Consider the following 24,948-nt stretch of genomic DNA (forward strand, 5'->3'; position numbering starts at 1 on the left):
TACACGTAGAAAAATGAAAGTTATATTAGCAGAAAAGCCCAGTGTGGCAAGAGAGATTGCCGCTATAGTGGGGGCAAGTGAAAAACAAGATGGATATTTGTTAGGTAATGATTATGCTGTTACTTGGGCTCTAGGGCATTTGGTGCAATTAGCCCTCCCAGAGGCTTATGGTTGTGTAGGATTTCACAGAGAACACCTACCCATTTTACCTCATCCCTTTGTGCTGGTACCCAAGCAAATCGCTGAAGATAAAAAAGGCTACAGGTCAGACCCTATGGCTTTGAAACAGCTTAAAATCATTGATAGCCTTTTTAAGAAGTGTAGTTCCATTATTGTCGCCACCGATGCAGGTCGTGAAGGAGAACTGATCTTCCGCTATATCTATGAATATTTGCAATGTCAAAAACCTTTTCAAAGGCTTTGGATTAGCTCCTTAACCGAAAAAGGTATCAAAACAGGACTTGCCAATCTGCAAGAAGGAAGTGCTTTTGATTTGTTGTATGCCTCTGCTCAAAAGCGTAGTGAGGCTGATTGGCTGGTGGGTATCAATGCTACCCAAGCCCTGAGTATAGCCGTAGGTGAAGGGATTTATTCCTTAGGTAGGGTGCAAACACCTACCTTAGCAATGGTTTGTAAAAGATTTTTAGAGCACACACATTTTCAAAAGAAACCTTTTTACCAATTGCGACTCAAGCACCAAAAAAGCTATACTGATTTTTTCAGTATCTCAGCTAAAATTGAGGATAAAAAGGAAGCTGAAGCCTTACAAAAACAATTAGAAAAGTCTCCAATGGCCGAGGTGATTTCCACTGAGAAAGAAGTGGTAAAAGAACAACCTCCTTTGCTCTATGATCTAACAGGTCTTCAGAAAGAAGCTAATAAAAAATGGAACTTTTCAGCCGATGAGACCCTGCAAATCGCTCAAAGTCTCTACGAACAAAAATACATTACTTACCCACGTACTGGTAGTAAGTACATCTCAGAGGATGTATGGGAAGAAATCCCACAGCTGATACGTTTGTTACAAGAAAGTGAGGCATACGCTAACGAAGCTAGACTTGTAAAAATTGGGGCGCTGAATAAGAAGATGGTTAATGATTTGAAAGTAACAGACCATCACGGACTTCTTATTACCGAGCGCTTTCCTACCAACCTTACAGCAAAAGAAAACACTATTTACAAAATGATTGCCACCCGACTTTTGGAAGCGGTATCTGAACCCTGTGTAAAAGAAGTGCAAAAGACTCTACTGGAGGCTCTGCACACTGACTTCTTGGTAAAAGGTGTTCAAGTGTTACAAGCGGGTTGGCGCGCTATCGGTGGTTTTTACTCTGATGAAACTGCCAAAGACAGTGAAAAAGACAATGAAGGTGATAGCAATCAAGTGCTGCCTGAACTTGTACAAGGAGAAAGTATAAAGATTAAAGCCGTTGAAATCCTTTCTAAAACTACCCAACCTCCCGCTTTATATACCGAATCAGGACTGTTGGGGGCTATGGAAACAGCAGGAAAGACCTTAGAAGATAAGGCGCAACGTGAACTATTGCAAGGAGCAGGTATAGGTACTCCAGCCACACGTGCCGCTATTATCGAGACGCTTTTAAAGCGTAATTATATTGAGCGCAAACAAAAGTCTCTTATTCCTACCGATAAAGGAATGCAGGTATATCAGTGGGTAAAATCACTTACTATAGCCGATGTTGCCCTTACAGGCGAATGGGAAAGTCAATTGCAAAAGATAGAACAAGGAGAGCTCTTTCCCGATAGTTTTTCTTCGGATATGGAAGCCTATACCCGTAGTCTTACTGATACGTTTTTGGCTATGGATATACCCCAGAGAGAAAAACTCAAAATCACCTGTCCTAAATGCAGAAATGCTTCCTTATTACTGTTTGAAAAGGTAGCCAAATGTCCTGATGAGGACTGTGGTTATGTGCTTTTTAGGAATGTATGTGGCAAACCTCTTACTGATGAGCTGCTCAAAACGCTCTTTGAAAAAGGAAAAACACCTCTGATAAAAGGAATGAAAAGCAAATCAGGCAGCACTTTCGATGCCTATATACGTTTGAAAGAAAATGGTGAAACTGCCTTTGAGTTTCCTGAGAAAACTTCCAAAAAGCGAAAATACTAACAAAGGTTAGGTAAACTTTCAGTAAAGAAAGTCTGTGAGCTAACACAACTGATTATGTACCATAGCCTAAGTGAAGTTTAGTCCTCCTGTTGATAACTTTTGTTTCAATATATTTGCTCTTTAGAAATAATATAGTACTTTTGCAAATGTTTTGCAACGATATATATTTTCAATATGAAGGGACTAACCATACGAAAGTGGATACAATCATTGGAGGAAAAGGGTATTTATAGCTTTTCTATGCAGGAGCTAAAAGAGGTGTTTCCTCTCCTTAAAGAAAAAACTATTCTCAATACTTTAGGGACACTTAAAAAGCAAGGAAAGCTCCTACCACTTTGGAATGGTATCTATAGCATCGTCCGTTTTGTGGACATTGGTAATGCTACTGATAACAAAGCTATCAGAGAAGAGGGAAAGCCTTATTTCTACATTGAAACACTGATGCAACACCTAAAAAGGGAATACTATGTAGCCCTGCTCAGTGCAGTAGAAGTATATCTATCTCCCAAAGAGGCTTTACAGGCAAATGAAATTACAGTGATAACGTCCTTACCTCCGCTGAGAGATTCCTTTAGGGGACAAAGTAAGATTCGTTACCTTGTCAAAAAGGATATCAAAGACTTAAGAGAGATAGGAGTAAAAAGAAAAACCTTACCTTTTTCTATAGAGGAAAGAACTTTACGGGTAGCCTCTTTGGAGCTCACTGCGGTTGATTTGCTCCTCTATGAAAAAGAGATAGGAGGCATTCAAAAAGCAGTAGAGGTAATTCAAAGGATTAAAAAACATCTGAGTTGGCAAGAACTTCATACAGAGGTAATCCTCTCTACACCTATCTCTATTTTCCAGCGCTTGGGCTATGTTCTTTCTTTTATCAAGGAGGAAGAACTAGCCGAGGGGCTCAAAGAGAGAGTTCTTAACACAGGGAAAAAATTTAGAAGAACCCTTTTAAAAACAGATGTCCCTGAAAAGGGAGGAGAACCTTTTTGCCCTATTTGGAAAATCGTGGTAAATATATCTTTGCAGAACGACACTTTGTAAAAATTAAAATTTGTTGAACCCATTAAAAGTAATTTTAACAATGAAAGAAACACAAACCAAACCCCAGATCTCTGACACTACCTTAGGGTCATTGTCTTATTACGAGTTAAGACTCAAAGAGCTGTTACAAACGAGCTTTCCTAATCTTTTAGCTGATACTGTTTTTATCAAGGACAGAAGTGAGTATGCTGCGCAGGCTTACCAAGAGGCTTTTGAGGCAGGTATCAGTATTCCTGAATGTGATAAAATAGCCTCAGGAGTACTCTTCGATGGGCTCTTCTTCTCTCCCTTTGATATGGTCTTTGAGGTCGTTTCTCAGGAGTTCGACACTCAATTAGCTGATGAGGATTTGCGCCCCTTTGCTCTAAAAATCTTCCCAGAACTGGTTCCTTACTTTAAAAAGTACGAGAATGAAATCGATGAGGATTTTCAGCACTCCGCTGCCTATCAATCCCTCTACACAGAACTTACGGGTGCCATCGAACTATGGATAGAAGAAAATGGCATATCTTAAACGACTGAGCTTTAATCGCAATGCTCGTGCACTGGCATTGGCTTTCGATTTAGAGAAGCAAAAGCGCACGCTTCTAAGCCAAGAAGAGCGAGAACTCTTGCAACACTATTCAGGCTTCGGGGGATTGAAGTTTATCCTCAATCCCCACCAGTCTGAAGCTGATTTAAAGTACTGGGCAAAGGCTGACCAAGTCTTTTGGCAAGATGTAAGGAGTCTGTATGCCCTTATTAGAGAACATTCCGCTGATGAAAGGCAATACCAAAACTATGTACAAAGCCTTAGAAATTCTGTGCTAACGGCTTTTTATACCCCAATGCGTCTTACCTCGGCTATCGCTTCAGCAATAAAGGAAACAGGCGTACCTCTGCAAACAATGTTAGAACCCTCAGCAGGAGGAGGCAATTTTATCCGTGCTTTTAAAGAAGAGCACCCCTCTCTTGCGGTTACTGCTTTTGAAAAGGACTTACTCACAGGCAAGGTGCTCTCTTATCTTTACCCAGAGGAGCAAGTACATATCGATGGCTTCGAACAAATCAGCCCACTGAAAAGAAACCAGTTTGATTTGGTAACCAGCAACATCCCTTTTTCCGATACCGCTGTCTTTGATTTGAGTTACTCTCGTAGTAGTGACCCTGCTAAGGTACAAGCCTCCCGTAGGGTGCATAACTACTTTTTCTTAAAGGGTTTGGATATGGTAAAGGAAGGTGGAATCCTTGCCTATATCACCTCTCAAGGGGTAGCCGATAGCCCTCAAAATGAGATTATTCGCCAAGCGATGCTCTCCAATGCGCGCCTTGTCTCTGCTGTGCGCCTGCCTAACAATCTTTTTATTGATTATGCAGGTACATTAGCAGGCAGCGATCTTATCATCCTTCAAAAAGACAGCCAAAGAGGTACTTTAAGCCCTATAGAAGAGCAATTCTGCAATACAATAAAGCTGCCACAAGGGATGATGCAGAACGAGTATCTTTTACAAAGAGAAAACGTTATATGCACCGAAGCTCTTGCGGGTACCAACCTATACGGACAGCCCGCAATGGTCTATATTCATAATGCAGGAGTAGAAGGCATTGCTAAGGAGGTAAAAGAGAGAATTTTAAACGATTTTAAAGCACATTACCTATCCCCTGAAACAGCACAACAAAGCCAAACAACACAAATTAAGCTACAAGAGGTTAATTCACAAAAAATTGAGGTAAAGGAAATTGAGATAAAAAAGGTTGAACGGCAAGAATTTATTGAAATTGAAAGCAAAATCAACGAGCCTTCCTTTGCTATTTCCAATACTAATCTCATCTCTAAAGAGTCAAAAGAACTTAAGAATCAAAAAGTTGAACCCAAAGTCGTTCAGCTAAGTCTCTTTGATTTTCTCTCTGAGCAGGAAGCCACCGCTACTTTAGCAAGTCCTCCCAACATTTCAGCAAAAACAGTCCCTACTATACCCACAGGAGCTAAAAAGAAAACAAAGAAGAAAACAACTACCTCTCAATTAGGGAATGCTCAAAAGTTGGACTTGTTTTCTTTTACTTATCCTGTCAATCAAGGGAATGAAACAGAGGTGCTTTCAAAAGCTTCTCCTGCATTGTATTACACACCTCCTGCGGTATCATTATTAAAAGAACCTGTACCTTTTGAGGGAGAATATTTGCCTCATTTCAGAGAAGATACTTTGGTAGTACAAGCCGATACGGTGGGCTTTTTGCAAGATCTCAATAAGAACAAAACAGCTGCTACCTTTGTGCCTCTTGCGCTTTCTTCTTTGGAAAGGCAAAAAGCCATTGCCTATATCGCTCTGCGTGATGCTTATTCTGACTTGTACCATAAAGAGGCTACCACCTATACCCCTTATCCTACGGAAAGAGAAAATCTTAACGCCCTTTACGATACTTTTGTCAAGAACTATGGTCGGCTAAATAGTGCTGATAATATCAAGCTAATAAAAACCGATGCCTCAGGCGCTGAAATTCCTTACTTAGAGCGTATCAAAAACGGTGTTTATCAAAAGGCAGATATCTTTCACAAGCCTGTGGTATTCTCTCTGAGGAAGAATGAAAACATTTCTACTGAAGAGGCACTACTCACTTCCCTAAGTGAATTGGGTCGGGTGGATATTCCCTACATAGCTGAGCTTTCTAACACCAATGAGGAAGAAGTCAAAGCACAGTTACAGGGCAAACTCTTTTACAATCCTATAGAAGACGAATACCAAATTGCCCAAAAGTGGCAAGCGGGGGATGTCTTTACTAAAATCAAAGCCGTAGAAGCATATCAAAATACTCACCCTGAACATCCTAAGCAATCAGAAATTGAGCACGCTTTAGAGGGACTCAGGCAGGTAATTCCTACCCCTATTCCTTTTGAAGAGTTGGATTTTAACTTGGGAGAGCGTTGGATCTCCCCACAAATCTATAGTGATTTTGCCTCTTCGCTTTTCGATACCAAGGTAGGTGTGCAATACAGCGCTCAAACCGATGAGTTTTCAGTGGAATGCCGACAAAAAAACTTACATATCTGGGAGAAATACGCTGTAAAAAGTGAGAGCAGAACCTACGATGGTATTGCCCTCTTCAAAAACGCCTTGGTAAATACCACCCCTGATATTACCAAGAAAATAAAGATAGACGACAAGGAAGTCAAGGTGCGCGATATGGAGGCAATCCAACTGGCAAACAGCAAGATTGATGAAATACGCAATGCTTTCCCTCTGTGGCTCTTAGAGCAGAGTCAGGAGTTTAAAGACCGCTTAGCTCAGCAGTACAATCAGTCTTTTAACTGTTTTGTACGTCCGCAATATGATGGTTCTTTTCAGTCCTTCCCTGGACTTGATAGAGAGAGTTTAGGCATAGAGGATTTGTATGATAGTCAGAAAGATGCTATTTGGATGATAAAGCTCAACAATGGGGCGATTTGCGACCACGAGGTAGGAGCTGGTAAAACCCTTATTATGTGCTGTGCCGCTCAAGAGATGAAGCGTTTAGGATTGGCGCACAAGCCGATGATTATAGGGCTTAAAGCCAATGTACACGAAATAGCCGAGACCTATCGCCGTGCCTATCCTTTTGCTAAAATCCTTTACCCTGGCAAGGAGGATTTTACCCCTCAAAAGCGTTTGCGTATCTTTGGAGACATCAAAAACAATGATTGGGATTGCGTAATTCTCACCCACGACCAGTTTAAGATGATACCGCAATCCCCCGAGGTGCAACAGAGCATTTTGCAAGAAGAACTCCAAGATGTTGAAGAGAGTCTTTGGCAGTTGGAAAAACAAGGCAGTGAAGTCTCTCGTGCGATGATTAAAGGAATGTACAAGCGTAAAGAAAACCTAGAAGTAAAGCTCAAAACCTTAGAACACGACATCAATGAGCGCACCGATGATACAGTAGATTTTAAGATGATGGGCATTGATCACCTCTTGGTAGATGAAAGCCATAAGTTCAAAAACTTAATGTTCAATACAAGGCACGATAGAGTGGCGGGATTGGGAAACTCACAAGGCAGTCAAAAAGCCCTCAACCTGCTTTTTGCCTTGCGAACTATTCAAGAGCGTACGGGTAAGGATATGGGGGCTACTTTTCTATCGGGGACTACTATTTCCAATTCACTTACTGAGCTTTATTTGCTCTTTAAGTACCTGCGTCCTCAAGCCTTAGAAAAGCAACAAATTCACTGTTTCGATGCGTGGGCAGCAATCTATGCCCGCAAGACCACCGATTACGAATTTTCAGTGGCTAACAACATTGTGCAGAAAGAACGCTTCCGCTACTTTATCAAAGTACCCGAATTAGCGCAGTTTTACGCTGAAATAACCGATTATAGAACCGCAAAGGATGTTGGGATAGACAGACCCGAAAAGAACGAAATTTTACACAATATACCTCCTACACCCGATCAAGAGGTATTCATTCAAAAACTAATGGAGTTTGCCAAAACGGGTAATGCAACCCTCTTGGGGCGTGCGCCACTATCCGAGTCCGAGGAAAAAGCCAAAATGCTTATTGCAACTGATTATGCCCGTAAAATGTCCTTAGATATGCGAATGATCTCCGATAAGTACGAAGATCATCCCGATAACAAAGCCTCTCATTGTGCGATGAAAATCAATGAATATTATCAAAAATACAAAGCACAGAAAGGCACTCAGTTTGTCTTTTCTGATTTGGGTACTTACAAGCCCAACGAGTGGAATCCTTACACTGAAATCAAACGCAAATTAGTAGAAGACTATGGTATTCCTGCCCACGAAATCCGTTTTATCCAAGAGGCTAAAAACGATAAAATGCGCAAACAACTCATCAGCGACACCAACGAGGGCAAGATACGGGTACTCTTTGGCTCTACCGATATGCTTGGCACAGGGGTCAATGCACAGAAAAAAGCCGTTGCTGTACATCACTTGGATACCCCTTGGCGACCCAGTGACCTGCAACAAAGGGACGGACGTGCCATTCGCAAGGGCAATGAAGTGGCCAAATATTTTGCTGATAATAAGGTGGATGTGATTATCTATGCCGTTGAAAAATCTTTGGACTCTTACAAGTTCAATCTACTATTTAACAAACAGCTCTTTATCGACCAGCTTAAAAACAATAAGTTAGGTAAACGAACCATTGATGAGGGAGCTATGGACGAAAAGTCGGGAATGAACTATTCTGAATATGTAGCTATCCTTTCAGGAAATACCGATTTGCTCGAAAAAGCAAAGTTAGAAAAGAAGATTGGGGCTTTAGAGAGTGAAAAGCAAACGTTCTTACGCTCTAAATACACCTCTAAAAACCGTTTAGATAACCTCTGTAGCGATTTGAAAGCCCTACAAGATCGCTTGTATCGTTTTCAGACGGATTGGCAAAACTTTTCAGATAAAGCTGTACGCCGAGAAGATGGCTCGGTAGTCAATGCCTTGCGCTTGGATGGCTTAGAGGAAAAGAGCAGTGTAAAGCAGTTAGCGCAAAAGTTACAGGACTATGCCCAAAACGCTCGTACCAAAGGCGAATATCAAGAAATAGGAAGTATCTATGGTTTTCAGATATTAGTTAAGACTGAAGTCTCTAAAAAAGACGAACTTGACCTAAAAGAAAATCGTTTTTTTGTACAAGGGGAAGGAGGTATCAAATACACCTACAACAACGGACGATTGGCAAGCGACCCTAACCTTACTGTGATGAATTTTGTCAATGCCATTGAGAAAATCCCTGCAATAATGGAAAAGGAAGAAAAAGAGATTGCTCTTGTTCAAAAGGATATTCCTCTTCTAAAGGAAATCATCGAAAAAGTATGGGGCAAAGAAACACAGCTCTCCGAGCTTAAAACTGAGCTCTCAGCCCTCGATAGGAAAATACAACTTTCACTATCCTCCGATACTCCACAAGAGGCACAAGAAGGAGCCGAAAAACAAGAGGTACAAGAGGCAGAAGAACTCAATAAAGAGCTATCACAAGAGAGTCAAAAAAGCGAAACTCAAGAAGCCCCAACTCCCACGAAGGAGTTTGTAAGAGAGACTCTTAACAGAAATTCACGAGGCTTTAAAATGTAACGTTCATTCCTTTAATACTTGTATATCTCCATTTTGAAAACCAGCAAAACATCAGTTCTGCTGGTTTTCTTTTTTCTTTTACTCTTACTTGATAAATAAGGGATTGCAAATAATTTTGCAAGGATCTTGTGAAAATAGTTTTATTTTTTGTTTGGCTGTTTCACAAAAAAATACTAATTTGCACCGCAAAGAGAAATTTTAGCCAAAAATAGGCTGACATAATAAAAAAAAACAATATTATATGAATCATAAATCTACTGGTTTCCTCCCTAAATTTGACCCTAAAATCTATTGGAGTTTTGGAATTCTCCTTTGTCTTGGTATTTTCTTATTCATTTTTCAATGCTCTCGTCACGTAGACTGTCAGGAGGCTAACTTCTATGTCTTTGCAGATAACTATGCGGTGAAGGAAGTAATTGAGTTTGGTGATAAAACCAAAAATGCCAAATTGTGGAAATGGGATTTTGGCGATGGGTCTCCTGCAGATTTTAGGCAACGCACTTTCCATACCTATGAAAAGACAGGTGAATATATCGTTACTCTTACCATCAATGGCTCTTGTACGTCTCAAAAAGTGCTTACTATAACCTCTTTGAACCAACAAATAGGTTATTTGCCTATTATCAAAGCCCCTGATGTTGTCTTCTTAGGAGAGACTATTAATTTTATAGGGCAAAAACAAGGAGGTATTTCTTTTGAGTGGAGTTTTGGAGAGACTTCAGCCACCGATGCCATTGGAGATTCAGTAACTTATAAGTTTAAACGTGTGGGACAAAAAAAAGTAACCCTCATTGTTAATGGTGATTTAGACCATATTGCTACCAAAACCATTTATGTAGCTCCCAAACACGTAGTAGCTAAAGATCCTATTGATATGGAAAGCTATGAATACGAACAGCCCCATAGTGATTTTTCACTGCCTATGGGCAAAGCACAGAAAGACCCTTTGGTAGATATGCTCACCAATATTCCCGTTGCTCCTAAAGACCCTAAGCAAGAGGAAACACCTTCTCCTACCAATAAAGTACCTGATATTTCTAATGAGCAATTTATCTTACTTCTTAACGGGGTCGCTTCACAAGCTAAGACAAAAGATGATTTTAAAGAATATCTTTGCGAGAATTACCAAGTGCCTGTAGTTATCAATGACGATAAAATTGTACCCTTTGTACAGTTTTGTAAAGAGATTTCTGGAAAGAAAATAAAAATAGAAACATTACGTCTGCAAAAAGACGTTAATAATACTTGTATCCAAAATATCCACATTTACTACAGAGTAAAAGGAAAGATATTCTGGAAGAAAGGATGATAATAATTTAAAAATATAAACAATTATGAGTTCAACAACACTTTTTGAAATACCTTTTTCAGAGTTCCAATTGAAGAATTCTGTATCATCAGCCTTACAACAAAGTTTAAACAACCCTACTAAATTTTCTATTGAAAGTAATTTAGAAGCGGTTGTTAGAAGTTATATGCAGGAAAATTTAAAAAATGTAAGATTGGGGAGTCAATGTGAAAATTGTCCTCCAAATAATGGACTAAGAACTAATTTTTTGATTACTCTACAAATACAAATAGATTACAAGATAAGTTTTAAAGCAGGAGTACACGCTGGTTTAGAGTATCGCTTTGGTGATTTTTACAGTAATCAGTCGTTAAATTTTTCATTTTACAATTCAGGATTAGGAACACCTATCTATGATAATAGTAAAGAAAAACAAATGGTAGTAGTAGATGCAACTATTTATTTAGGAGCAGGGATAGGTAAAGGAGAGGCAGACGCAATGAATCAGTATATTATCAATTATGATACCCCAATTCCTGTGTCAAACACTTTTAAAAATTCAGGTAGTTATGGAGCTGCTTTTACTTGGAACTCTGCTGTAAATCAAAAATTTAACTTAGGAGATGTTCAACGAATGGGAGTTTGGAACTTTAGGTCTGGAGATTTTGGTTTAAGTACCTATAATGATTCAAAAAAAGGATATATTGGAGGTGGTACCGATCATGGAAATACAGGAGGTATTACACTAAGTTTCAATATTGCAAATTGGGGAAATTTGGAATTAGGTTATCAAAATTTTACAGGGAAGTATAATGAAACAGGAGCCCCAGAACAAAAAATGAAATATTTAAACTATTTAAGAAAAGAAAAAGTGATAACTAAGGATGTATTTAAACAAAAAATAGAAGAGTTATTAGAAAAATCTCCTTACCATTCTCAAGATAATTACCAAAAAAGTCTTAATCGTGCTTCTAATTTTTTAAGATTTCAAAAAGATAAAAACTCCATTCGTTTAGATGTAGAAAGTAAAGGTTGGTTTCAAAATAGTATTCACAATAAAATAAAAGACTCTAAATTTGAATATGATAACCCTAAACCAATAAATTTATGGAAAGAAGATACATTTTAGTATTAGCATTGTTAGGGTTATTTTGTAATAGTTGTATCTATTATGATTTGTATTTTAACAGAAATTACTATCGTCCTGAACAGGGAGCAAGTTCACGCCCCATTCTACCTCATTTTCGTTTAGCAAAACCAGAGCCTTATCGCTTAAAGACAGAAGATCTGATTGATACAACTGTAATTTATGTTAGGAAATATAAAATTTTAGAAGAAGATGAAATCTATTTTCTCAGATTTTTTGGTAATGGTAGGGTTGCATCAGGTTTTTTAACAAAAGATAGTTTAAGCTACAATAATATCAAAAGAAGTGTAGCGGGATATTATCGAATGCGTAGTCCTATGGAATTAGAGTTACAACAATTTTTAGCCTATAGCATAACTCATGCTTCTTATGAATATAGTCGTGGTATTATCAAAGGAGATACTATTTTTCTTTTTCCTTATGCTAAGAAAAAAGAAAAATTATCAGAACCTTTAATAAACAATGGTAAATGGAAAGGCAAAAAAAATAGTAATTGTGCGATTTATATCAAACAAAAAGTAGATACCCTTACAGGCACTCCTGACTGGTAAAGCAAACATATTCACTTAACAAATAAATATAAAAAAACAATGGAAGAAAAGAAATTGAGCTATACCCCAGAGGTTATTAAAGCATTGGAGATAGCACAGAAAATAGCTCGTGAAAATATGAATGCTCGTTACTCTGGCGGACACTTGTTAAAAGCTCTTCTCAACAGAGATTTACCACTTTTAAAGCTCTTGGAATCTAAAGGTGTCGATGTGTTCTATTTAGAAGAATGGGCTGAAGTGCGCATTGAGGAAGCTCTAAAAGCCACCAACACTTATTCCTGCGACCCCGATGAAGTGATAGACACTATCTTCACTGAAGCAGAAGCTATTCGGGAAATTTTAGATGAGGAGGAAATCTCCTTATGGGATGTATTTGTAGCATTGAGTACTCAGGGAGTAGCTTTTAATTTCGACCAAATGAAAACCTATCCTGTAACTCGTGCCGAACTCTTAGAAACGCCCCCTTTTCTTGCTACCTCTGCCGAAAAACCTTTTTCTTCTGCTCCTCTTTCTTCCACAGCTAAAGGGTTTTTGCAAAAATATTGTGTTGATAAAAAAAATGTCCTAAAAGCTAAAGCCTCAAAAGAAATACCTGTTGGCAGAGTTGCCGAAACTCAAAAAATTACTGAAATACTGTGCAGATTTAGCAAACAAAATGTGCTTATCATAGGCGATTCAGGTATAGGAAAAACTACCCTTATCAATAGTTTTGTGCAGAAGGTTATAGCGGGTCAAGTCCCCGATGTGTTGTCTAACATAGCCATATTTGAATTGGATATGGGAGCCCTCATAGCAGGAGCTTCCTATAAAGGAGAGATAGAAGACCGTATCAAGAACATAGCCCAAGAACTCAAGCAATATCCTAAATCAGTACTTATCATTGAGGAATTACACGCACTTTTAGGTAACTCTTTTGATTCCTCTATGGCAAATCTACTTAAAAGTGAACTTACCAAAGGACTCACTGTCATAGGCACTTCTACTATTGATGAATTTACCAAGAAAATAGAAAAATCGGGTTTAGAACCTTTGTTTGAAAAGGTAGAATTGCAAGAAAGTGATGATGAAACCCATTTTAGAATGTTGCGTCAAACGCTTTCAACTTACGAAAACCACCATCATATAGCCATAACCGATGAGGCAATTTGGGAAGCCATACGCCTTTCTAAAAGGTATTTAAAAGAAAAAAGTCTGCCTGCCTCAGCGATAGACCTCATAGACCATACAATGTCAGTTGTGAAAACAGCAGGAGCATCTTTCTTAAAAGAAAAAAATGCCTTGCTTACACAAATAATTCACTTGGAGGACAATACACAAGGTTTTACAGAAGAACAACGCAAAAAGAACGCTGCTTGGTTATTGAATGATATCAAACAGCGCATTCCCTTTTTATTAGATGCCTCTACCCTTTTAGAAGAGGAACAAACTACTACTTTTGAAACTGCTGATAGCCTATTGAGCTATGGACGCAAACTCATTACCGAAGCTGAAAAAGTAGCTCAAGAAAAACGTTCTCACATCACCGAATGGGACTTAACCGTACTCATCTCTCAAAAAACGAATATTCCTATAGGCAAACTCAAAGAAGAGGAAAAACAGCGTTTGAGTGATATGGATGCTATTCTTTCCGAGCGGGTAGTAGGGCAAGACCACGCTATTGCTATTATCAGTGAGGCTGTACTCGAAAATCGCTCTGGATTGAGCAAAGCAGGACAACCGATAGGTTCTTTCTTCTTTTTGGGACCTACAGGAACAGGGAAGACAGAATTGGCTAAATCTTTAGCCGAATTCCTTTTCCAAGATGAAAACGCTATTATCCGTTTCGATATGTCAGAGTTCAAAGAAGAACACTCAGCAGCCTTACTCTATGGGGCACCTCCAGGGTATGTAGGCTATGAGGAAGGTGGTTTATTAGTGAATAAAATCCGACAAAAGCCCTACTCTATCGTACTTTTTGATGAGATAGAAAAAGCCCATACTTCAGTATTTGATGTATTCCTACAAATAATGGACGAAGGGAAGTTACACGACCGCTTGGGTAAAGAAGGTGATTTCTCTAATGCCATTATCCTCTTTACCTCCAATATAGGCTCTGACTTTATTGTCAAATCCTTTACTGAGGGGAATATTCCTTCCTCATCTACTCTTTTAGAGATAATGAGTCGTTATTTCCGACCTGAGTTTTTGGGGCGTCTTACTGAGATAGTACCTTTTGCACCTATTAGCAAAGAAAATGCGCTAAAAATCTTTGAAATACATTTGAAAAAAGAGCTTTTAAACCTAACAGAGGGGATAAACATCTCACTCAATATTGCTCAAGAAGTAAAAGAGCATTTAGCAGAACAAGGCTATGATGCCACCTATGGAGCTCGTCCTTTAAAAGGTATTATTCGTGCCAAATTACGCCGTCCTTTGGCTAAGAAACTTGTAGCAGGTGAATTTAAAGAAGGAGATACTATAGACGTACTCTGGGAAAATAGTGAAGTCGTTTGGAAAAAACGAATATAACCGAATAAATAGAATGAAACACTTAAAAATACTTTTAGTTACTTTTAGTACAATTGCATTGTTATCTTGCTCGGCAAGCCGTTATCTTGCTGAGCTTCCTTATCATTACCCTACAGATGCTTTCTACAAAGCAGTATTAGCCCAAAAGAAACAAATCAATGAGCAGTATACCTTGGTAGATGATAAGGGAGAAAACTTATCCGATAAGGAATTAGCCTTAAGAGAGAAATACTCTATTATTTTGGCTGTACCCCCTAAAAAAATCACCAACTATAAGCTCTATGCTTTTATAGATGATTGGATAGGAACGCCTTATAAGGAAAAGACCTTAGAAAAACAAGAAGGAGCAGATGCTTCTTACTTTATACAGGCATTGTTTAGTGAAGTGTATGAAACTACTTTTCCCAAGACTCCCGATGGTATCTTCCGCTCTAAGGATTTACAGCTTTTCACAGGGCGTACTTATTTAAAAGAAGGGGATATTTTGTTTTTTAGGTATGATAAGTTCAAACCTATTTCCGATGTAGGTTTGTATTTAGGAAATGGTAGGATATTAGCTTGTACCACACAAGAGCTAAATATCTATGATTTCAACGATGAGTACTTTCAAAAACGCTATACAAGTGCTGGAAGACTCAAAGAGAAAAAATAAGATAATTTATTCAAAAAGAATTGTTTATTCAAAAAAAAATTGTACATTTGTCTGCAATAATACAAAAACTCACTCACAATGGAGAACAATAACCACAATACGCATTCCGTTTCAGGTCGTGTAAATGATCCTGCAACCTTTGCCCGCTTTGCATCGGTAAAAAGCTATCAAGACCACCTCAAGGACAAGGACAACCCTGTGGTGATGGTTACACTTACGCTGGGTGGCAAAGACTTCTTGGACAGAGCTACTTTTGAAACCTACCTTACCCAACATACCAATGCCCACGATGAGTTTACCATTGTAGTGAGTGATACTTCCATTGACGACTTTAACGGACAAGTAATGAAAAACTCTAAAAATCTTTTGGGAGAGTCCATTACTATCCACTTCCACCTGAAAGGAACGATTGTACAATCGTTCAAAGGAATTATAGCGAATATCTGTAACAAGAAAAACGAGGGAGGAGGCTATGGCAGTCTCCATATATCGGGCTTTGCCCCCAGTATCTTGTTAGACAGTGGTAAAGAATGCCAGTCGTACGAAAATAAAACCCTCAAAGAAATAGTAGTCGAAGCTACTAAAGAGTATAGCAATATTACCATTAACACTGAAGGAATGGTCAATACCAAGTACCAAATTCCTTATGTAGTACAGTACAAAGAATCCGATTATCAATTTATACAACGCCTTGCGCGGCGTTATGGTGAGTTCTTCTATTACAACGGCACGCAACTACAATTCAATAACGAAACCCAAAAAACAGTAACCCTTTTAGAAGGTGGTGACCTGATGGATGTAGAGTTTGAACTAATGCTCAAACCTCAAAATTTTAGTTATCTCTCTTACGATGTAGCAACAGGTAATATGGAACAAAAAGCGACAGAAGAGGTACGTTTGCAGAACAAAGTAAATCCTTTTCAGTTTGCCGCTATTAAAGCCTCAGAAAAAGTATTTACCAAGAAACCTACCGTGCCTTATAACGCCATACCTGAAGATTTTAGAGGCGATTACCTCAAAGATGCTGTTCGCCGTGAAAAGGAAAGTCGAGAGCAACTAATGCAGGTGCGGGGCAGAAGCAGAAACCCACATTTGCGTATAGGAGGCTTTGTAAAGCTGAGAGATATTAACGATAAGCCTATGGAGACTTATCGCATTATAGACATCAAACACCATCAATCGGGCTATGACTATGAGAATGAGTTTGTAGCTATCCCTGATGTGTATATAGCCTATTATTACGACGAACAAGCTCTCCCAAAAGCTGAACAACAAGTAGCACGAGTGATTGATAACAACGACCCTAAGGGGTTAGGACGCGTACGTGTACAGTTTATCTGGCAAGAAAAACATCAAACCAAAACCCCTTGGATACGCGTAGTACAACCCCATGCAGGAGGGGGCAAAGGCTTTTACTTTATTCCCGAAAAAGGTGAAGAGGTATGGGTAGATTTTGAAGGCCAAAATGCAGAACGTCCTTATGTATTAGGATCTAATTACAATGGCAAGGAATACAGCCCTTTCCATAACAAAAACAATGATATCAAAGCCATACAAACCCGCAGCGGAGTAAAGATAAAAATCAATGATAGTAATGGTAGCCTCTTTTTAGAAGACCCCAGTGGCAATAGTATTTATATGGACGGCAAACAAAAGATCAGCTTCAATGGAGCTACTTTAGAGTTCAATGCCCAACGTATTATAATGAATGCTACCGAAAGAACTGAAATAACTACCAACGATTACATCCTCAATGCCCTTAACAAAATATATGTATTTAGCTCTTGGTTCAAACAACAAATCAATGGCTTTATGCATCTTTTCAGCAATAGCGCTTTGATAAACACCACAAATGCCATAGATATTGAAGCCAAAGAAGCTAAACTTCTCGGTACAGAAAAATCTATTGTACATTCTGATAATGTGGCAGTTGTAAACAGTTTAGGAACCGCAGAACTCAAAGGGAAACAAGGCAATAAATATACTCAAAAAGCAGAAGAGGTACCATCTACTCCAGCTGAAGAAATAGGATTAGCTGTAGTACATTTCAGACCTTTAGACTCTTGGTGTGGTGAATTTGGGTTTGATTGGTTTAGAATAGAAGATTCATCTTTATCACTCCCTAATGAAGAGGACTATCTTGGTGTTTTAGAAGGAGGTTATAATAAAAATTTCACTAATGGAACAAGACAAGATTTAAGTCCTCAAGAGGCTTATAAATCTTTCTCTGAGGAATACAAATCAATTCTCATAAAAGGTAATCCTGATTTACCTGGTTTTAAATACTATGTACCTTATCTTACTATGTTTTCAAAAGAATTTATAGATATATTAGCAGCTTCACCTAATCCTCCAAGAGTATTTCCTAAATATGAGGTTGAATTACAGCTTTTAATAAGCATCTCAGAAGAAATAAAAGAGTTAAAATTTGTTTATGAAAAAGAATACTTTGAGATAGACAAAACTATTTTACCGTATAAAACTAAACAAAATTTAGAAAAGAGTGGCACTGTAAAAATTATTTGCTTAAAAGATTTAGACAGTGATAAGGAAATAAAAGTTTATGCTTACCCAAAAGATGGGAAAGGAGAGGAAAGCAAAGTATTAGCTGGGAAACTTATTGTCTTAAAAAATGACCATACAGCAAGACAAGAACAAAAAATTGTATTAGTAAAGGTAAAAACAGATGTGCAAAATACAGGAAAAATCAAAGACGGAGAAATAGCTTCCCTTTATAGTTTTAGTTATCAATCACTAATTGTTCCTTTGATAAGCGAGGCTTTAAATATTTTAGATTTGTCTTCAGACAAAAGGTTTAAAGTCATAGAAAAAGATAAAGAATATGTTTATGGAGAATTTACATACAATTACAAAGAACAGAAAGAAAAGAATCCTGAAAAACATAAAGATGAATATATTGATAAAGCTATTTGGCAAAATGCACCTAACTTTTTTTCTGAAGTAAAAAAAGCATTTTTAAACGACAAGAATGAAGATGGTTTATTAAAAAATAAGATATATGAGAAAGGTTATCAATTTATTTTTCTAATGGAGGTTGAAACTTATGATGAAAGACCTGGAGAAGGTGAGGAAATTGGAGGAGATAATGCTATATTATTTAAGTCTAATAGATATAAAAGCACAATGGCTCATGAATTTTTTCACTGCTTAGGTTTGTATCACACACATAGGGAAGACACCCCTATAAAAGAAGCTAATAGAAAGTATATATTCAAAAAAAGTACTACCACTAACCTTATGAGCTATGTACAAGGTAAAACAAAAAGTTTGTGGCATTGGCAATGGCTTATTGTTAAATTAAAATTATCGCAAAAATGTTGAGAATAATTCTGTTTTGTCTGTTGATAATAGGCACTTACATTTGTAAAAGTCAAGAAAGTAATAATTTAATAAGAGATATGAAGTATTTTAACGAAGATTATTTTAAAGATTGGAAAGCAGACCTTTCTTTTGTTGCTACTGTAAATAGTTCATACTTAAAGAAAGGTATAGAAAGAGTTGAAATAGAAAAAGGAGGAAAAGAAATTCTTTTAAGGTTTTCTAATACACAAGACCCTTATGAGTATTTCTACACATACGACCCTATTAAAAAAGTACAGTTGATGAAAGGTTTTCTGTTCTGCTCAATGGCTATTGGTTCTTGGGAGTATTTCGATACCAATGGAGAACTAATAAAAAAGAAAGATATGAATGAAGGTTTTACATTTTCTTTAGATGATTTAATAAAGAAAATGAAACAAGACTATCAGATAGACTTGTGTGATAAAACTAATAATATAAGTATTATTAGAGGTTATTTTGATGGACATCAATGCTATCAAATAGTTATACCTACATCTTTTGAAGATGAATATAAAGTCTATAAGATAGATGGTTTTACAGGTGAAGTGCTTTTAGCTCCTAATTTTAAAAGGAAAAAAGAGAAGAAGAAAAGTACTTCATCAAAAAACACTACTTTTCAAGGCAAAACCTATACTGAAGAAGAGTGGAAAGCTTTTGAGCAAGAACAATGGGAAAAATACCAAGCTAACAAAAACCATAAGAGCTTTTGGGATAAGTTGTTTGGGTAACAAACCTTAAAAAACATCACACTATGGATATCATCACCAATACCGCAGAACTCAGTTGCAATCAAGGCACTACCAAAAGCAAACTTACTGTAACAAGTCAGGATTTTGTAACTATTGAGGACAAGTCTATTGCTACTGAGGGCGACAAACAAGCCAATGTGAATATAATGCCTTTTGGTCAGTGCAAGCTAAAGCCTAGCACAAGTGGTTACTTGCCTTGTATGCCTGCTCCTATAAAATGGGAGCAAACAGCTGAGAAAGATACTATCAACGATTTAAAAATCCTCACCGAAAAAAGTACCTGCCAATGTGCTGTGGGAGGTAAAATATCTATTACCCATAAAGGACATAACGAACAACACGAAATAGAATAAAAAATTGTACTTTTGTAATTTTTTTGTATATTTGCCACGTTGAAGAACTATCAAAATGGAACACCTAACAGGAGTTATAAATGAGATAAATCACTTACCTTATGATATAAGGGCAGAAGTGCTATTAAACCATTTGTTAGACAAAGGAATCATCTCTGACAACGAGTATATAGTAAAACACCAAGGGCAGTTTGTACGTGGTTATCGCACTGATGTGCTAAGCGCAAGAATTACGGATTACAATTACGATGCTACTCAATTGATAGAGGTGAATCTCTCTCGTGATAGCTTGTACGATATGCTCCCCGAAGGCGTTGCCCACCATACCAAGAGTGAAATACAAGGCAAAGGGGTTGAAACAATGCTCAAAGAGTACAAAGAGAGAAAACGACAGGAAAAAGCTGCTCGTACCTTTTTTAGCCCTTTTGAGAATGAAATTTTTAAGTTAGGAGTAGAGATTGAAGCCTTTGAACAAACCAACTTTAAAGAACTCAATGCCAATGAGATTTCCTCATTGTTCTATGAACTTTGGGATGTATCAAAAGATTTTCCAACATTCTTAGTCTCTAAGTTCATTAGGTTACTGCCCTATAGCTATAAGATAGTAGGCAATATTCCACTTACCGTACATATCCTCTCAGAACTTTTAGAAGAGAATGTACGTATTAAAGAAAGAGAGTTTGCTACTTATTCTGATGAATCACAAGGTTTTTGCTTGGGAGAAGATATCTATTTAGGAGTAGATATGATCACAGGTACAGCCTATGAAGATTATACCAAACACCTGACCCTTGAGATAGGTCCTTTAAAGCATTCTGCTTTTACTGATTATATACTTGGGGGCAACAAAGAAAAGTTTGTAACTCTGTTCTGTGAGCACTTCTTCCCATTAGAGGTAGAAATACAGTTAAGTGTATTGCTTTCAGAAGAGGAAAGTCAATTTGAATTAAAAGAAAATAATGATCCTATTTTAGGCTATAATACTTGGATATGAAAGAGATAAAAAATTATTTCATCAACTTGTTTGACCCGCGATTGTTGATAATATTATTGTTTATAGTGACATTGTGCATAGCTGTCACTATAATTTTCTCAAAGAAAACACCTGAATTCAAAAAGTACAAAACCAATGTGTATATCTATCTGTTTTTAACGGTTTTAGTGTATTCAGTTATAGCTTTTTTGGGGTATAATAGGCTTTTTGTAGGAAAGACTTTGAATGAGTTTATTTTCTATCAAATATGTACCTTAGTACTTGGTACTCTTCACTGTTATTTTTATCGTGTTTTCTTTAATAAGTTTAAACTCGAAGATGATATCACCAAAGAGATATTCTTTGCTCTACTCACATCAATATATGGTTCGGTACCATTTCTATTGATTTATACTTTCTTAAACGGAATGTATTACACCCCTTTGATGATGGGCAATTTCATAGTATTTTTTATTCCTACTTTGGTCAATATCACCTTCAATTACTCTCAGAAGATACCACCTAAAATCTATACAACTTGGCAGTTTCCAGAGAACTATAAAGAATTGGCTGGAGTAAGTGATGAAGAAATGCGCGATTTGGTAGTCTTTACCCTAATGATAAAGAAAGAAGAGAATGATAAAGACTACACTTTGTACCGAGCTAAAGGACCTACCCGAATAGATTTCGGGCGACTGTTCTACAACTTTGTAGAAGACTATAACGAACGTTTTGTAGAAGCCCCTATTGAGATACAGAATGAAGAAGGCTTTTACAATTGGGTGTTTTTCAAACAAGCCCAATGGTACGAATCCGCAAAATATATAGACCCTAAATTCACACTGTATATGAATGGAATAGAAGAAAACAGTGTAATTGTCTGTATGCGAACCCTTGTTTCTAATCAAAAAGAAAATAGTGAAGACCAAGAAGCAGATTTTGAATACAATAAAGAAAAAGATAACGAACGAGTGCAAGCATACTAATTCGCCTATTATCAAAATTAATAACACAATAAATAACAAAAACTAAAGAATAACAATGATAGAAAAACTTACCCACCTCCCAGTAAACTTTATTGATGGAATGAAAATCAATAAGAGATATTTTATTGATATTCAGAATTTTGTTATCGATTCGGTACGCGATGCTATTGGAGTACATACCTCAATGCTCACTTATGGACTCTTACCTACTAATGACCCTGTGAGAATAAACCTGTCAGTAGATGCTCATAAATACTTAAGGGTTCGCATAGAAGAATGCCACGCTATAACCCCTAATGGCTCTCGGATAGAAATTAGCTCTAACACCGAACAGCACTCACTATCCCTTTCTTATCCCGAAATCGTAAAAGAAATAAAAGATGAAGAAGTAGCTCTACTTGCTTGTATTTCAGTAAATCCATTCAAACGCATTCCTTGTGGAGAACCCGACCCAGAGGAAAATCCACCACGAGATCCTTATACAGAGCCTGAATATTACCTATCTTTGGTAAAAGAAGAAGAGCTTAGAAAAGAAATGGGTGTAGGTGGGCACTACCTTATTGTGGGAAAAATATGGGTAAGTGGTACAAGTTCTCACCTTGATGAGTCGTATATACCCCCTTGCGTTTTGGTAGCTTCTTATAAAAGGTTACAAGAATTGTATAGCGAGATAGATCGCTTCTATGGACAAATGGAAATTTATGCCGTACAGATAGCTCAAAAGATACATACCAAAAACCAAACAAATCCTTTGGCAACCATCATAGAACAGATGACCGATAGGATGCTCTATTACTTAGCTACAGAAATCAATCGTTTTCGCTGGCTCACCCTTTACAGCACTCCATCAGAAATGTTAGTCTCTGTAGTAGGTTTTGCAAGAGTACTCAAGAACTTTATTGATGCTCGTTCGGGGATTGGTAAGGAAGAGTTACTCAATTACTTCTCTGATTGGTGTAATGTGAGCCAAGGAGAATTTGAAATGGTGTTCTCAGAAGCAATCAATGCAGAATACAATCACAATCAAATAGAGGTTTCTGTAGTAAGGGTAGAACGATTTATGAAAACCTTGGAAGATTTATTCGCTATTTTGAACCGCTTAGACTACATAGGTAAAAAACGTGATGGCAGTATCTTTGTCTCTGAGATTACTAATGAGAAAAGTTCTTTGCAACCTCAAAGAAGCAAAACATTCTTAGCCGATTAATGAATTTGATTTAAAAATAACAAAAACATAACTCTTATGGAAGTATTAAATCATAAAGAACGTAGAAAAGCTTTAATATACTTTATACTATTTTTTGCCCTTTCTGTATCTCTTTTGATGCTTGCTATGTTGTTCAATACCTATTTTCCCTTTAGAGAAAATGAACTATTAAAAAGGGAAAATGCACGCATACAACAAGAGATAAAATTTCAGGACAAATTTTCTTTTCAACTTGAAAAAGTAAAAGTAGCTGTCGATTCTATTGGAATACAAGGTGGCTATAAAAATGACTTTTTCAATGAGAAATTAGCCCTTTCTATTCTTGCTGATATGTATAAGCAAATTCCTAAAGACTCTCTTAGGAATAAAAATATGTACAACAACACTATCCTTGTATACAAGGAACTCATTGATGCTAAAAAGCAGATAAAGCAACTTACCATCAATCAGAAAACCTTGGACAGCCTTAGTACTATCAACCAAACCCTAAAAGAGGAATATGACAAGATGAAAGTAGATTTGGAAGTTTGTAAGCAACTATACCAACAACAATAAAAACACAATGGCACAATAGACAGGTTGAATATGTTTTTAAAAAAATATTTACTTATATGTTTGTTATCTTTTTCTGCTACTGTTCTTGCACAGGAAGAGAAAAAACAAGACAGCTTGCAAATCATCTCAAAAAATCCCAAAGAGGCTATTACTACTAATTGTAAAATAGTACAAGGGCATAAAAAACTCAAAGGGAGGCGTTTTGCAAGTGCTCAACCTTTGTATTTACGAACTAATAAGGACACACTCTCTTATGGAGTATTCCAATTTGGGCGTAGAGGAGAGCGACTATTCTTATATGTCAAGTTGTTAGAAGAGTCTGTTTGCTTAAAGAAAGAAAAGAACTTTGATATTTTTTTCTCTACTGGTGAGCACATTACACTGAAAAATCAATTCCCTATCAACTGTGAAGGGAACTTTGCTCATAAAATGAGCAGTAAAGAGATAGATGAGATAGTTTTTAAAGAAATAACGAAAATCACTATTTATACTTATCATAAGAACTATGAGTTTCTGGTAAGTCCTAAACAAGACAATGAAATTACTAACTTGATACAATGCCTAAGAGGGTATAAACAGCTGAACTGACAGGAATAAACACAAAAAAACAATAACAACACTATGCCACTGCCTGAAGTAAAACTAACACTGCGATATGAAGACCGCTACCTATCAGAGAAATGGAATGATAGAGAAGCCGATAAGGTAGTGGTTCGCACAGATACTCACTTTCAAAAACATACCATTAGTATTCTCATCTCAGAGGAACAAATAGGAAGCGTACAGTTAAAAATAGACGACCATTTGGTAGAACTCCCGACTTACAAACTTATCGTTACCGATGATAAAACAGAAGAGATAAAAACGTTTCAGATAACTCGAGATTTTCTCTCCTTTAAAAAAGAAACTACTAAGAAAAGTTTTTTTTCTTTTTTGGGTATCAAACGCTTTGATAAAACTACTTTTTTATATGAGAACATAGCCTTTGAACCTGAAAAAGACAACATAGAGAACTTTAAGCTCTCTAGCTACCGCAAATTGTCTGAAGATTCTTTGTCCTATCAGTTTCAAAGTGGTGGTAAAAAGCTTCTTATCTATGCAGGAAGTATAGAACACTTTGTAAAACCTACGGATATAGATAGCTACTTCATCATTGTAGATAAGAACGAAGGACAAAGTTTTATAGGGGATATTTCCTATAGAGAAAAAATGCTAAAGCTCACTCCTAAAGTAGCTTTACAAGTTGTAAGACGTACCAAAATAGCAAAAGAATTTTCTTTTGATAGTAAGGGGAAAGTACAGAAACTTATTTATTTGTAATACCTAAGTTCCTAATTTTCAAAAAGAAATTTATTTGAAAAAACTTGTTTATTCAAAAAAAAAATTGTACATTTGTCTGCAAT

The 24,948-nt window shown here is 37.1% G+C and carries 18 protein-coding genes; all 18 read left to right on the forward strand.

Going from position 1 to position 24,948, the window contains the following annotated elements:
- Window positions 1–13 precede the first annotated feature (13 nt).
- The 18 genes from FOC45_RS04350 to FOC45_RS04435 all read left to right on the forward strand — a co-directional run bounded on the left by FOC45_RS04350 (window position 14) and on the right by FOC45_RS04435 (window position 24,865).
- Window positions 14–2,131: a type IA DNA topoisomerase gene (locus FOC45_RS04350; RefSeq protein WP_009389013.1), complete on the forward strand. Its 2,118-nt coding sequence runs from the start codon at window positions 14–16 to the stop codon at window positions 2,129–2,131.
- A gap of 174 nt (window positions 2,132–2,305) precedes the next feature.
- Entirely contained in the window at window positions 2,306–3,169 is an 864-nt protein-coding gene (locus FOC45_RS04355; protein WP_009389015.1) for a type IV toxin-antitoxin system AbiEi family antitoxin, read from the forward strand.
- Window positions 3,170–3,209: 40 nt separating this feature from the next.
- Window positions 3,210–3,683 (forward strand): DUF1896 family protein, encoded by a 474-nt coding sequence (locus tag FOC45_RS04360; protein WP_009389017.1) that lies wholly within the window; start codon window positions 3,210–3,212, stop codon window positions 3,681–3,683.
- On the forward strand, window positions 3,670–9,213 hold the full coding sequence (locus FOC45_RS04365) for a helicase-related protein (RefSeq protein ID WP_009389018.1): 5,544 nt from the start codon (window positions 3,670–3,672) through the stop codon (window positions 9,211–9,213). Before FOC45_RS04360 ends, FOC45_RS04365 begins: the two co-directional genes overlap by 14 nt.
- A 241-nt stretch (window positions 9,214–9,454) precedes the next feature.
- The gene (locus FOC45_RS04370; RefSeq protein WP_009389019.1) at window positions 9,455–10,522 is read left to right on the forward strand and encodes a PKD domain-containing protein; all 1,068 of its coding nucleotides are present in this window, start codon (window positions 9,455–9,457) and stop codon (window positions 10,520–10,522) included.
- 25 nt (window positions 10,523–10,547) lie between these two features.
- The gene (locus tag FOC45_RS04375) at window positions 10,548–11,630 is read left to right on the forward strand and encodes a hypothetical protein (protein WP_009389020.1); all 1,083 of its coding nucleotides are present in this window, start codon (window positions 10,548–10,550) and stop codon (window positions 11,628–11,630) included.
- Entirely contained in the window at window positions 11,609–12,199 is a 591-nt protein-coding gene (locus FOC45_RS04380; RefSeq protein WP_009389022.1) for a hypothetical protein, read from the forward strand. Before FOC45_RS04375 ends, FOC45_RS04380 begins: the two co-directional genes overlap by 22 nt.
- A 39-nt stretch (window positions 12,200–12,238) precedes the next feature.
- Window positions 12,239–14,707 (forward strand): AAA family ATPase, encoded by a 2,469-nt coding sequence (locus FOC45_RS04385; protein ID WP_009389024.1) that lies wholly within the window; start codon window positions 12,239–12,241, stop codon window positions 14,705–14,707.
- A gap of 13 nt (window positions 14,708–14,720) precedes the next feature.
- The gene (locus FOC45_RS04390) at window positions 14,721–15,359 is read left to right on the forward strand and encodes a C40 family peptidase (protein WP_009389026.1); all 639 of its coding nucleotides are present in this window, start codon (window positions 14,721–14,723) and stop codon (window positions 15,357–15,359) included.
- Between the two features lie 78 nt (window positions 15,360–15,437).
- Window positions 15,438–18,701 carry a type VI secretion system Vgr family protein gene (locus FOC45_RS04395; RefSeq protein WP_155846597.1) on the forward strand — a complete coding sequence of 1,088 codons (3,264 nt, stop codon included), beginning with the start codon at window positions 15,438–15,440 and terminating at the stop codon, window positions 18,699–18,701.
- Window positions 18,702–18,778: 77 nt separating this feature from the next.
- Window positions 18,779–19,450, forward strand: a complete 672-nt coding sequence (locus FOC45_RS04400; protein WP_196774068.1) for a hypothetical protein — start codon at window positions 18,779–18,781, stop codon at window positions 19,448–19,450.
- A gap of 23 nt (window positions 19,451–19,473) precedes the next feature.
- Window positions 19,474–19,824, forward strand: a complete 351-nt coding sequence (locus FOC45_RS04405) for a DUF4280 domain-containing protein (RefSeq protein ID WP_155846598.1) — start codon at window positions 19,474–19,476, stop codon at window positions 19,822–19,824.
- Window positions 19,825–19,879: 55 nt separating this feature from the next.
- The gene (locus FOC45_RS04410) at window positions 19,880–20,818 is read left to right on the forward strand and encodes a type VI secretion system baseplate subunit TssG (protein ID WP_009391466.1); all 939 of its coding nucleotides are present in this window, start codon (window positions 19,880–19,882) and stop codon (window positions 20,816–20,818) included.
- Complete coding sequence (locus FOC45_RS04415; RefSeq protein WP_009391465.1) at window positions 20,815–21,783, forward strand: TssN family type VI secretion system protein; 969 nt, start codon at window positions 20,815–20,817, stop codon at window positions 21,781–21,783. The genes FOC45_RS04410 and FOC45_RS04415 overlap by 4 nt, the downstream gene beginning before the upstream one ends.
- Before the next feature lie 55 nt (window positions 21,784–21,838).
- A complete protein-coding gene (locus FOC45_RS04420; RefSeq protein WP_009391464.1) occupies window positions 21,839–22,990 on the forward strand; it encodes a hypothetical protein in 1,152 nt (383 codons plus the stop codon).
- A gap of 36 nt (window positions 22,991–23,026) precedes the next feature.
- A complete protein-coding gene (tssO, locus tag FOC45_RS04425; RefSeq protein ID WP_009391463.1) occupies window positions 23,027–23,545 on the forward strand; it encodes a type VI secretion system TssO in 519 nt (172 codons plus the stop codon).
- A 30-nt stretch (window positions 23,546–23,575) separates the two neighbouring features.
- The gene (locus tag FOC45_RS04430; protein WP_009391462.1) at window positions 23,576–24,133 is read left to right on the forward strand and encodes a hypothetical protein; all 558 of its coding nucleotides are present in this window, start codon (window positions 23,576–23,578) and stop codon (window positions 24,131–24,133) included.
- A gap of 33 nt (window positions 24,134–24,166) precedes the next feature.
- Window positions 24,167–24,865: a hypothetical protein gene (locus FOC45_RS04435; protein ID WP_009391461.1), complete on the forward strand. Its 699-nt coding sequence runs from the start codon at window positions 24,167–24,169 to the stop codon at window positions 24,863–24,865.
- Window positions 24,866–24,948: the final 83 nt, after the last annotated feature.

The sequence above is a fragment of the Capnocytophaga sp. FDAARGOS_737 genome (assembly GCF_009730375.1).
In the GTDB taxonomy this organism is placed as follows: Bacteria; Bacteroidota; Bacteroidia; order Flavobacteriales; family Flavobacteriaceae; genus Capnocytophaga; species Capnocytophaga leadbetteri.